Source organism: Paracidovorax avenae ATCC 19860, from assembly GCF_000176855.2.
GTDB classification, from domain to species: Bacteria; Pseudomonadota; Gammaproteobacteria; order Burkholderiales; family Burkholderiaceae_C; genus Paracidovorax; species Paracidovorax avenae.
In genome coordinates, this window is record NC_015138.1 from 3,501,762 (window position 1) to 3,513,367 (window position 11,606).

Sequence of the window (11,606 nt, forward strand, 5' to 3'; positions counted from 1 at the left end):
GCCTGTGTCTTTCGGATGGCCTGCGGCGCGGAGATCGGCCCGCCTCACGCGGCGCCGGAAACGATGGAAGGCTCCGGCGGCGCGTCGATGACCGCCAGGGCATGCTCGAAATCGAAATCGCGGATGTGCGTTTCCGCGGCGGCGAAACCGGGCCCGAGGGCGCGGCGCAGCAGCACGGCCTGCTGCTGCAGGAACTCCACGGCACCGGGATCGTCGGCACGCAGCAGCGTGCGCAGCTGCGCGAGCGCGGATTGCTGCGCGGCCTCGGTGCCACCGTCGGAGGCATCGGCCGCCGCCGCGGCACCCGCCTGGGCCGCTCCCGGCTGCGCCCCCGCGAGGCGCCACTGCGCCAGGCCGAGCAGCAGGGCATCGAGCCGGTCGCACACCACCAGGGCCTGGGCGGAGACATCGCCCCCGGCCCCGTCGGCGCGCAGCGCCTGTTCCAGCTGGTGCGCAGCGTGTGCCAGCGGTATGGCGCCGATGTTGCCGGCCACCGACTTGAGCGTGTGCGCCAGCCGCTCTGCCACGCCGCGGTCCCCGCCGTGCAGCGCGGCCTGCAGGGCGGCGGCGGTGTCGCGCTGCCCGTCCATGAAGCGCCGCAGCAGGTCGCCATAGAGCGCAGGCCGGCCCAGGGCGCGCTGCAGGCCGGCGGCAATGTCCAGCCCCTCCACGCCGCCCGGCAGCGCCTCCGGCGCCCCGCCCTGCCCCGCACCGGCCGGCGGCGCGTCGCCCACGGCACCGCCGATGCCGATGCCCGGCCGCGGGCGCACCCACCGGGCCAGCGCGCGCCAGAGCATGCCCGGCTCGATCGGCTTGGGAACGTGGTCGTTCATGCCGGCCTCGAAGCAGCGGCGCCGGTCGGCCTCCATCGCGTTCGCGGTCATCGCGATGATGGGCAGGCGCGCGTGCCGCGGATCGGTGCGCAGGCGGCGCGTGGCCGTCTCGCCGTCCATCACGGGCATCTGCATGTCCATGAGCACCACGTCGTACTCGGTGTGCGCCACGCAGTCCAGCGCCGCCTGCCCGTGGGCCGCCACGTCCACGATGAAGCCGGCGCCGCGCAGCAGCTCCACGGCCACGAGCTGGTTCAGTTCGTTGTCCTCCACCAGCAGCACGGAGGCGCCGCGCAGCTGCGGTGGCGGCTGGTCGTCGTCGGGCCGCGCCAGGTGCGCGTGGGCCGGCAGCCAGCCGTGGGCCAGCGGCTGCGCCAGGGTGTCGTAGAGCAGCGACGCGCTCACCGGCTTGACCAGCACCGTCTCGATACCCTGCTCCCGCGCGGCGGGCATGATCTCGTCGCGGCCGTAGGCCGTGACCATGAGCATCTGCGGTGCCTGGTCCAGGCCCAGTTCGTGGATGCGCCGGGCCAGCTCGATGCCGTCCATGCCCGGCATGCGCCAGTCGATGAGCAGCAGCCCGTAGGGCTCGCCGTCCGCCGCGGCATCCCGCAGCATGTCCAGCGCCTGCGCGCCCGCATGGGATTCTCGGGTCTCGAAGCCCATGTTGCGCAGCATTTCCGAGAGCACGGCGGCGGCCGTGTGGTTGTCGTCCACGATGAGCACGCGCCCGTTGCGCAGCGCGGGCGGCAGGGGCGGCGCGTGCAGCGCGCTCTCCGCGCATTCGAGCGGCAGCATGACCCAGAAGGTCGAGCCTTCGCCCACGGCGCTCTCGGCGCCCACCTCGCCGCCCATGAGCTCGGCCAGGTTCTTGGAGATGGCCAGCCCCAGGCCGCTGCCGCCGAAGCGCCGCGTGGTGGAGGCATCGGCCTGCTGGAAGCTCTGGAAGAGCCGGCCCATCTGCTCGGGCGCCACGCCGATGCCCGTGTCGCGCACCTCGAAGCGCAGCAGCACGCGCCGGCCGTGGCGCTCCACCACCCGCACGCGCACGTGGATCTCGCCGCGCTCGGTGAACTTGATCGCGTTGTTGGCGAAATTGATGAGGATCTGGCCCAACCGCAGGGCATCGCCCACGAGGTGGGGCGGCACGTCGGGAGCCACGTCGAGCACCAGCTCCAGCCCCTTCACGCCGGCCTTGTAGCCCACTACGTCGGCCATGCCTTCCAGCACGCGGTCGAGCATGAAGGGCTGCTTTTCCACGACCAGCTTGCCGGCCTCGATGCGCGAGAAATCCAGGATGTCGTTGATCACCCCCAGCAGGTGCTGGCCGGCCTGCTGGATCTTGGCGACGTAGTCGGCCTGGCGCGGCGTGAGCCCCGACTTGAGCGCGAGGTGCGACATCCCGATGATGGCGTTCATCGGGGTGCGGATCTCATGGCTCATGTTGGCCAGGAAGTTGGATTTGAGCGCCGTGGTTTCCTCGGCCAGTTCCTTGGCCCGGCGCAGCTCGCGCTCGGCCCGCTGGCGGTCGGTGATGTCCACCAGCGTGCCGATGGAGCCGCCGGGCGATCCGTCGGGCCGCTGGAAGCCGTGCATCCAGAACAGCGTGTGGTGGATCTCTCCGTCGGCATAGGTGAGATCGACCTCCTTGTGGATCGGCGGCCCGCCGGCGCGGATGGTGCGGGCGTCGGCCTCGAATTCGGCGCGCTCGGCCTGGTTGAGGAAGCCCGCCTCGTGCACCGTCTTGCCCAGGAAGTCCTCCCGGCGGATGCCGAAGGCTTCCTCGTAGGCCCGGTTGAATCCCCGGTAGCGCCCGTCCCCGTCCTTGTGGAACAGAGGGATCGGAATGGCGTCCACCAGCGCCTGCTGGAACGCGAGCTGGTCCGCCAGGCGGGCTTCCAGCTGCTTCTGCTCATGCACGTCCACCTGCACGCCGATGAGCCGCCGCGCCCGCCCCTCGGCATCCCGCTCGATGCGCGCCGAGCACAGCAGCCAGCGCTCGCTGCCGTCCGGACGCACCACGCGCCAGGAATCCTGCAGGCCGGTGGCTCTTCCTGCCAGGGCGGCATCCAGGCGCGCCTGCACGCGCGGCCGGTCCTCCATGTGCAGGCTGTCCATCCAGTCAACCAGCCGCAGTCCCTGGGGCCGGTGCGGCAACCCGTAGAGGGACCCGAGCTTCTCGCTGAACACCAGGTGGTCGCGCGCCAGGTCGAGGTCGAAGACACCGACGCGGCCGGCCTCCTGCGCCAGGATCAGGCGCTCGTTCATCTCGCGCATGGCTGCCTCGGCGCGCCGCGCCTCGGTGACATCCTCGACCACCCAGATGCAGGCATGCGCGTAGCCCTGCAGCGGCAGCAGGCGGCCCGAAAGCCGCGCCTCGAAAACCGTGCCGTCCCGGCGCACCAGCCGCGCGACCTCCCGCACGGATTCACCGGCTTCCAGCCGGCCCTCGATGCGCGCCATGAAGCGCCGGTGGAGCTCCTCGCCGCCGAAGATGGTTTCCACCCTGCGCCCCTCCAGCTGCCCGGGCTGCACGCCCAGCAGCTCCAGGCAGGCGGGGTTGAAGCGCAGCAGGCGGTCGTCGGCCACGATCAGCACGGGCGGGGCGTTATCGAAGATGGCCGTCTGCTGCGCGAGCGCGTCATTGAGTTCGCGCTCGCGCCGCTGCAGTTCCTGGTGGGCCGTGATGCGCTCGGTCACGTTCTCGTGCAGGCCCACGATCGCGATGCGCCGGCCACGGTCGTCGAACACCGGCGAAAGCGTCGCCTCGTCGTGGTAGATCGTGCCGTCCTGCCGCTGGTTGATGAATTCGCCGCGCCAGGGCAGGCCCGCGATCAGCCGCGACCACATCTGCCGGTAGGTTTCGGGCGGCGTCTGCCCCGAGGCCACCAGCGAGGGCTTGCGGCCGCGCACCTCGTCCAGGCTGTATCCCGTATTGGCCTCGTACTGCGAATTGACCCAGTCGATGCGGCCCTCGGCATCGGTGATGACCACCGCCACGGGGCTGGACTGCAGCGCCGCGCCCAGCACGCGGAAGCGCTCCATCGCCAGCGCCATGCGCGCCCGGTGGCGCATCATGTCCAGCAGCATGCCGCCCAGCACCACCAGCAGCGCGAACACGCCCACGCCGATCTGCCAGCGCTGCGGCGCAGGCAGCAGCGCATGCAGGTCGTCGAGCATCACCAGCTGCCACGGGCCGTCCGGGTCGTGCCATTCGAGATTGCGGCGCTCCACCGCATAGCGAACGCCCCCCACCACGGCCTCGCGCGCATCCGGACGGAACGGCAGGGCCTGCGCCACGCCGTTGTCGAACAGCGTGCCGAACTGGCGCTGCCGCCGGATCGCGTCGATGCGCTCCTGCGTCAGCGGCGGCGCGATGGCATAGCGCCACTCCGGCTGCGTGGCTGCGAAGGCCACGCCCTGCGGCGACAGCAGCGCCATCGGGTAGCCCGAGCGCTGCAGCTGGGTTTCCACCGGCTCGAAGGACATCTTCACCAGCACCACCCCCACGATCACGCTCGCGGGCGTATCGCCCTCGTAGAGCGGCGCCGCGTAGTACAGCCCGCGGTCCTGCGAATTCGAGCCAAGCGCGGGATACACGTTCACCGCGCCGCGCATCGCCTGCAGGAAATAGGGCCGGTGGGACAGATCCATCCCGAGGGCCGGAGAGGCTGGCGTCTCGTGCGCCACCACCCGGCCGCCGGCATTCAGCACGTACACGCCGCTCAACAGGAAACGGCCGCGCACCACGGCCAGGCGGGCCAGCGCCTCCGGCGCGTTGGGCGGCAGCGTGCCGAGCGCGACGGCCTTCAGCGCGGGCTCGCTCAGGCCCAGCAGGGCCACCGCACCCAGCAGCGGGCTGCCGGCGGTCTGGCCCATCAGCACCTCGGCGGCATGGCCCAGCAGGCCCTCCCGCTCCTGCGCGCGGCCGGCTTCCCGCCATTCCGCCACGGCGGCCACCGCCAGCCAGGCGCCGATGGCAGACAGCACCACTACCACGGCCCAGCCCCGCAGCCACTGGCCGTCGCGCTGGGCCACCTTGTCGAACAACGCGGACAGGCTGCCCAGGCGCGGGCTCATGCGCATGGACGCTCCCGGAACGCCAACCCGCCCAACCCACAGCGACCCGGCGGACCATGCCGCAGGCGGTGCCGCCGCGGCAAGTCCTGCCGCGGGGGGGCCACAGGAACAGGAGGGGTTTCGGCAGGCACAGTCGCTTTGAACCTTCGCAAACGGCAGGAAACACACCACACGTGGATGGGCCACGCGCACATGGAGCCCACAGTATGGCAAAAGGTAACAAAGCATGGATTTTTTTACACACCTCTCTCCCTGGGTGGCGACGGCGGTCGCGGCGCTGATCGCCGTCACGGCCGCCGCGGTGGTGCACCGCATCGCGGCCCTCGTGGCCCTGCGCGCCACGCGTGGCGTGCCCGTCCTGCACACGGTGGTGCAGGCCTGCGTGCCCGTGGCGCGGGTGCTGCTGCCCCTGGCGGCACTGCAGGTCGTCTGGGTGGCGGCGAACGATGCGCAACCCTACATCGGCACCGTCCGGCACACGGGCGGGCTGGCGCTGATCGCGGCCGTGGCCTGGCTGCTGGTGGCCGGCATCGGCGGCCTGGCCGACGGGGTGATCGCCCGCTACCCGGCCGACGTGGAGGACAACCTCGCGGCGCGGCGCATCGCCACCCAGGCGCGGGTGCTGTCGCGCACCGCCATGACGGGCGTGGTGATGGCCGCCCTCGCCCTGATGCTGATGACGTTTCCCGGCGCGCGGCAGGTCGGGGCCAGCCTGCTGGCCTCCGCGGGCGTCGTCGGCATCGTGGCCGGTATCGCAGCCCGGCCGGTGTTCAGCAACATGATCGCCGGACTGCAGATCGCGCTGGCCCAGCCCATCCGCATCGACGACGTGCTCATCGTGGAGGGCGAATGGGGCCGGGTGGAGGAAATCACCGGCACCTACGTGGTGCTGCGCATCTGGGACGAGCGCCGGCTCATCATCCCGCTGCAGTGGTTCATCGAGAACCCGTTCCAGAACTGGACGCGCACCAGCTCGGCCATCCTCGGCACCGTCTTCCTGTATGCCGACTACCGCATGCCGCTGGAGCCGCTGCGGCAGGAACTGGACCGCATCCTGGCCACAGCGCCGGAGTGGGACCAGCGCGTGAAGGTACTGCAACTCACCGATGTGACCGAGCGCACCATCCAGATCCGCGTGCTGGTGTCGGCCCGCTCCTCGGGGCTGGCGTTCGACCTGCGCTGCCGCGTGCGGGAAGCGCTTGTCGCATTCATGCAACGCGAGTACCCGGAGGGCCTGCCGCAGACGCGGGCGCTGGTGTCGGAAGGCAACGGGATGATGCCAGCGTCCCAGGGCAACGTGGCGGGCGGACAGACGGGCTGAAGGCCCGGTCAGAACAGGCGCGCCAGCGCTCCCTCCGGGGCTGCATCCAGGGACCAGAGCCGCGCCAGCAGCGCCCGCGCGCCGGCAGCGCCCAGCACGGGGGAAGCCAGTTCCAGGAATTTGCCGTCCAGCTCCGTGTCGGAGAGCGGCAGTTCCGGATCGCCTTTGCGGTCCGGCTGCAGCCAGGCGTGGAGTTCCCCGCCCATGGTCTCGATCTCCACGCGCGCGGACCGGCGGGCCGGGAAGGCGGCATCGATTGCCGGGTCCACCACGGCGTTGATCCGCTCCATCATCGCGCGAACGTCCGCGTCGGCCAGGCGTTGCGGCGTGTAGGCCTCCAGCCGCACGCTGCCGTGCACCAGCGCCGTAGCCACCACGAAGCGCAGGCTGAAGCGGGCCTCGTTTTCGGTGGCGGGCTCCTGGTGGCAGGCAATGTCCAGGGCGGGGCCATAGGTAGCCACACGGACGCGCCGGATGCCGGCCGGGCGCAGGCCGTGGCGGCGCACGAGTTCCAGCGCAGCGTCGATCGCGGCGAAGGTGTGGCCGCAGCCGATGTGGTTCTTGAAGGTGAGGCGCGTGATGTGGAAGTCGCGGCCCAGCGTGTCGCCCACCGTGCTCCAATCCGGACCGTCGCTCATCGCGCGGCCCAGCCCGGCGTCGCCGTCCAGCACGTCGCGCGATCCGGTGACACCCTCGGCCGCCAGTTGCGCGGCCAGCACGCCCGCCTCGGCCGCCCGGCCCGCATGCAGCGGCTTGGACATCGAGTCCATCCGGAACGCCTGCTGCAGGCCCGCGGCGAAAGTGGCGGCCGTGGCCAGCGCGTGGCCGAAGGGTGCGCCGTGCAGCCCCAGCAGCCCGGCGGTGGCCGCAGCCGCACCGAAGGTACCGACGGTGCCCGTGTTGTGCCAGTGCCGATAGTGCGCCCGGCCCAGCGCAACGCCGATGCGGGTGGAGACCTCGTAGCCCATCACCACCCCGCGCAGGAAGCCGAGGCCGTCCGTCCCGAGCTGCTGCGCCGTCGCCAGCGCCGCGGCGACGGTGGCCGCGCCGGGGTGGTACATGGCGTCCCGGAAGCTGTCGTCCACCTCGGCCGCATGCGCCGCCGTGCCGTTGAGCAGCGCCGCGGCGCGCCAGGTGGCAGCACGGCCGCCGGGCAACCGGGCGCCGCCGCGGTCCAGGTCGTCGGCGAGCACGCGGCGCAACCGGGGCACCGGGTCGGCATCGAGCCCCGGGAACAGCGCAGCATGCCAGTCGATCACGGCGCGCTTGGCGTGGTGCAGCACCTCGCCGCTCAGCCGGCCGTCGCGGAATTCCGAGGCGGAGCGCGCGAAAACGTCGATCGGGTGCATGGGGCGATTCTCCATGGCTCAGCCCAGCACCAGCACGCCATCGGCAGCGCACACGCCCTGCCCTTGCGCCAGCACGAAGACCGGGTTGATCTCGGCCTCGGCCACCCGTTCGCCCAGTGCGGCCGCCATGGCGGAGAAGGCGACGATGGCCTGCACCAGCGCGGGCACATCGGCCCGGGACCGGCCACGGAAGCCGTCCAGCAGCGGCCAGGTCTTGAGCGACCGCGCCATGTCCAGCGCGTCTTCAGGGGCCAGGGGGCACAGGCGTCCGTCCCGCTCGGGCAGCAGGCGCAGGGCCGTGTCCTGGAACAGCTCGGCCGTGACGCCACCCATGCCCAGCAGCACGGCCGTGCCCAGCGCGTCGCGGTGCAGGCCGAGGATCAGTTCGGTGCCACCGGCCACCATCTGCTGCACCAGGAAGCGCTCCGGGCGCTCGCCGGCCCGGGCCTCGACCTCGTCCGCCATGCGGCCGAGCCGCTCTCCGACCGCCTCCGGCGCGAGGCCCACGGCCACGCCGCCCACATCGCTCTTGTGCGTGATGCGCGACGACAGGATCTTGAGCACCACGCGCCCGCCAAGTTCGAGCGCGGCGGCTTCCGCCTCCGCGGCAGTGCGCACCACGCGCTCGGGCGCGCAGGGCACGCCGAAGCGGGCGAACACGGCCTTGGCCTCGGCTTCGTCCAGCGCGCCGGCGGGCAGATGCTCCATGCCGGCCATGCCAGAGGACGCTGGCGGCACCGCCGCCCGGGCGGGTTCCCGGAAGGCAGCGACCTGCAGCATGCCGGCCAGCGCCGCGGTGCAGCTCTCGGCGGCGGCGAAGGCCGGCACGCCGCGATGCATCAGCAGCGCGCCGATCTCCGGTGCGTGCGGGCTCACGTAGGCCAGCACGGGCTTGCCGGATTCGGGCAGGCAATCCTGGATGGCGCCGGCCAGCAGCTCGGGCATGGCCAGGCTGGAGGAGCCCACGATGATCACCAACGCGTCATAGGTGGGGCTGGCCAGCAGCGCGCGGATTGCCCCGCGCAGCAGGTCCGGCCGCAGCCCGGCCAGCGTCACGTCGATCGGGTTGCGGTCCAGCACCGCTTCGCTGCCGGTCTGCAGGTCGCGCAACGCCTGCGCGGTGGCGGCATCAGGCGCGGGGGTTTCGAAGCCGGCCACGCCCAGGTCGTCGGATACCAGCGTGCCCGCGCCGCCCGTGGAGGTGAGGATCGCCACCCGCCGCCCGTGCAGCCGACGGCCGGTCGCGAGCGCGGCAGGAATGGCCAGCAGGTCGGAAAAACTCTTCGCGCGGATTACGCCCGCCTGCCGGAACAGCGCGTCGTACATGCGGTCGGCGCCGGCCATCGCGCCCGTGTGCGAGACGGCCGCCTGGGCGCCGGCCTCGGAGCGCCCGATCTTGAACGCCACCACCGGCTTGCCGGCGCGTGCCGCCTTCAGGCACGCCGCACGGAAGCGCGCCGGATGGCGCACGGTCTCGATGTAGAGCGCGATCACCTGCGTGGCCGGGTCGTCCGCCAGGTGGTCAATGAAGTCTGCCAGCTCCAGGTCCACCTCGTTGCTGGTGGCGACCAGCTTCGACAGCCCGATGCCCCGCGCCGCAGCGCGCGACAGCAGCGATCCGAGGATGCCGCCGCTTTGCGACACCACGCCGATGCTGCCCACCGGAAACTCGTCCATCTCGAGCGCGCCGGAGGGCGAGAGCACGATGCCGTCCGTGAGGTTGACCAGGCCGATGGTGTTGGGCCCCAGGATGCGCATGGAGCCCGCGGCCGCCAGCAGTTGCTGCTGGCGGCGCGCCCCCTCCTCGCCCGTCTCGGTGTAGCCGCTGGCCAGCACGATGGCCGCCGCGCAGCCGCGCCCGGCCAGCTCCTTCACCGCCATGTGCGCGCGCTCGGCACCCAGCAGCACCACGGCCACGTCGGGCACCTCGGGCAGCGAGGCCACGTCGGGGTAGCACGGCAGGTCGCCGATGCGGTCCACCTTGGGGTTCACCGGCAGGATGCGTCCTGCGTAACCGTGCTTGCGCAGGTAAGCCACCGGCCGGCCGGAGGTCTTGCCCGGATCGGCCGACGCGCCGATGACGGCCACGCTGCGCGGCGACAGGAGTTTTTCGATCGCTTCGCTCATCGCATCACTCCTTGCCGCCCGTCCTGGCCAGAAACGCCTCCACCGAGGCGCGGTGCTCGCTGCTGGTGTAGCAGATGCCCTGCGCCTGGCTGCCCTGCGCGAACACGTCGTGCGACGAGAGTTCGAAGCTCTGGTTCAGGATCGTCTTGGTGAGCGCCAGCGCCGTGGACGATGCCGCGGACAGCTCCTGCGCCCAGGCCTGCGCATCGGCGAGCAGTGAATCAGCGGGCACCTTGCGGTCCACGATGCCCAGCGCCAGGGCCTCGTCCACCTTCACCTGCCTGCCGGTGAAGATCAGTTCCTTGGCGCGCGGCAGGCCCACGCGGCGCGGCAGGAAGTACATGCCGCCGCCGTCCGGGATAATGCCGCGGTGGATGTACGACCAGGTGAAGCTGGCCCACTCGCTCGCTACGATGAAGTCACAGGCCAGCGCCGTGTCCGCGCCCAGGCCCGAGGCTGCACCGTTCACCGCGGCGATCACCGGCTTGGGGCAGGTGTGCAGCAGGGCCTGCACGTGGTGCACCCGCTGCTGCCGGTGCCAGCCGTTGAAACCCACCTCCCCGGCTGGCGCGTTCATGCGCTTGTGCATGCCGCTGATGTCCCCGCCCGCGCAGAAGCCCTTGCCCGCGCCGGTCAGCACCAGCGCCTTGATGGCCTTGTCCGCCGCCACGCGCTCCAGCGCATCGCAGAACTCGGTGCGCATGTCGTCGCTCATCGCGTTGCGCTTGTCCGGGCGGTTCAGGGTGAGGGTCGCCACCGTGCCGGCGACCTGCAGATCGATCAATGCGTAGTCCATGGTGTTGCCGGGTGGGCCCGGTCGTCGATTGAGTGATTGGGGGGATTGATGAATGAACGGTGGTTCGAGCGCAGGGCCCATCAGTCGGGCTTGATGCCGTTCTGCTGGATGATGCGGGCCCAGCGTTGCTCCTCGGCCTGCACGTAGGTGTCCAGCTCGGCCGGATCCCCTGCGTTGATCACCAGGCCTTCGTGCTCGATCTTGCGCACGAAGTCCGGCGAACGCGCCGCCTTGCGCGCCGCGGCGTTCAACCGCTCGATCACCGGCGCCGGCGTGCCAGCGGGCACATAAAGGCCGTACCAGCTCTCCACCAGATAGCCCGGCACCGTGGCGGCCACGGCAGGCACCCCCTTGAAGGCGGCGGAGGGCTCGGCAGTGGTGACGCCCAGCGCGCGCAGCTTGCCGCCGTCGATGAACGGGGACACGGCCGCTGCCGTGGCGAACATCATGTCCACCTGCCCGCCCAGCAGGTCGGTCAGCGCCGGGCCGGCGCCGCGATAGGGAATGTGGCTGAGACGCACCTTGGTCAGGTTGGCGAACATCTCGCCGGCCAGGTGCGCCGAGGTGCCCGCACCCTGCGAGGCGAAGGTCAGCTTGCCGGGCTGCGCACGGGCGGCGGCCAGCACGTCCGCCACCGTCTTGTAGGGACTGTCCGGGCGCACCACGAGCACGTTCGGGCCGCGCCCGACCAGGATCACCGGCGCGAATGCCTTGTTGCTGCCGTAGGGCAGCTTCGGCTGCAGCGCCGGGTTGACCGCATGAGCGAACGACGCGACCACCACGGAGTAGCCGTCCGGCGCGCTCTTGGCCACGTTGTCCGTGCCGATCATCGTGCCGGCACCCGGCTTGTTCTCCACGATGACGGGCTGGCCCAGCTCCCTGGACATCTCCGCGCCCAACGTGCGGGCGATCAGGTCGGTGCCACCGCCGGGAGCGAACGGCACCACGAAGCGCACGGGCTTCTCGGGAAAGGCCGCGAGAGCGGGGCTGGCAGCGGCCGCGAGGACGGCGGCGCACAGCGCGAAGGACAGCGCGCCCCGGCGGGCGGCAAGCAATGCGGGCATGGTCTTTGTCTCCTGGTTCTGCGGCGGATGCCACGG

The 11,606-nt window shown here is 71.7% G+C and carries 6 protein-coding genes; 1 reads left to right on the forward strand and 5 read right to left on the reverse strand.

Annotated features, from left to right (window positions below):
• Nucleotides 1-44: 44 nt before the first annotated feature.
• The gene (locus tag ACAV_RS15350) at nt 45-4,913 is read right to left on the reverse strand and encodes a PAS domain S-box protein (protein ID WP_041828795.1); all 4,869 of its coding nucleotides are present in this window, start codon (nt 4,911-4,913) and stop codon (nt 45-47) included.
• 226 nt (nt 4,914-5,139) lie between these two features.
• Between ACAV_RS15350 and ACAV_RS15355 the strand changes: the two genes are divergently transcribed.
• On the forward strand, nt 5,140-6,234 hold the full coding sequence (locus ACAV_RS15355; RefSeq protein ID WP_013595489.1) for a mechanosensitive ion channel family protein: 1,095 nt from the start codon (nt 5,140-5,142) through the stop codon (nt 6,232-6,234).
• Nucleotides 6,235-6,242: 8 nt separating this feature from the next.
• Here the strand turns inward: ACAV_RS15355 and ACAV_RS15360 are convergent, their stop codons facing one another.
• The 4 genes from ACAV_RS15360 to ACAV_RS15375 form a co-directional block, all read right to left on the reverse strand.
• On the reverse strand, nt 6,243-7,583 hold the full coding sequence (locus tag ACAV_RS15360) for an MmgE/PrpD family protein (RefSeq protein WP_013595490.1): 1,341 nt from the start codon (nt 7,581-7,583) through the stop codon (nt 6,243-6,245).
• An 18-nt stretch (nt 7,584-7,601) separates the two neighbouring features.
• Entirely contained in the window at nt 7,602-9,710 is a 2,109-nt protein-coding gene (locus tag ACAV_RS15365; RefSeq protein WP_013595491.1) for an acetate--CoA ligase family protein, read from the reverse strand.
• Nucleotides 9,711-9,714: 4 nt separating this feature from the next.
• Nucleotides 9,715-10,506: an enoyl-CoA hydratase/isomerase family protein gene (locus ACAV_RS15370; protein WP_013595492.1), complete on the reverse strand. Its 792-nt coding sequence runs from the start codon at nt 10,504-10,506 to the stop codon at nt 9,715-9,717.
• Between the two features lie 80 nt (nt 10,507-10,586).
• Complete coding sequence (locus ACAV_RS15375) at nt 10,587-11,570, reverse strand: tripartite tricarboxylate transporter substrate binding protein (protein ID WP_013595493.1); 984 nt, start codon at nt 11,568-11,570, stop codon at nt 10,587-10,589.
• Nucleotides 11,571-11,606: the final 36 nt, after the last annotated feature.

Bases quoted from the DNA above. Each gene is read 5' to 3' on its own strand.
- ACAV_RS15365 (WP_013595491.1), bottom strand. From the start codon at position 9,710: ATGAGCGAAGCGATCGAAAAACTCCTGTCGCCGCGCAGCGTGGCCGTC.
- ACAV_RS15375 (WP_013595493.1), bottom strand. From the start codon at position 11,570: ATGCCCGCATTGCTTGCCGCCCGCCGGGGCGCGCTGTCCTTCGCGCTG.
- ACAV_RS15350 (WP_041828795.1), bottom strand. From the start codon at position 4,913: ATGAGCCCGCGCCTGGGCAGCCTGTCCGCGTTGTTCGACAAGGTGGCC.
- ACAV_RS15360 (WP_013595490.1), bottom strand. From the start codon at position 7,583: ATGCACCCGATCGACGTTTTCGCGCGCTCCGCCTCGGAATTCCGCGAC.
- ACAV_RS15370 (WP_013595492.1), bottom strand. From the start codon at position 10,506: ATGGACTACGCATTGATCGATCTGCAGGTCGCCGGCACGGTGGCGACC.
- ACAV_RS15355 (WP_013595489.1), top strand. From the start codon at position 5,140: ATGGATTTTTTTACACACCTCTCTCCCTGGGTGGCGACGGCGGTCGCG.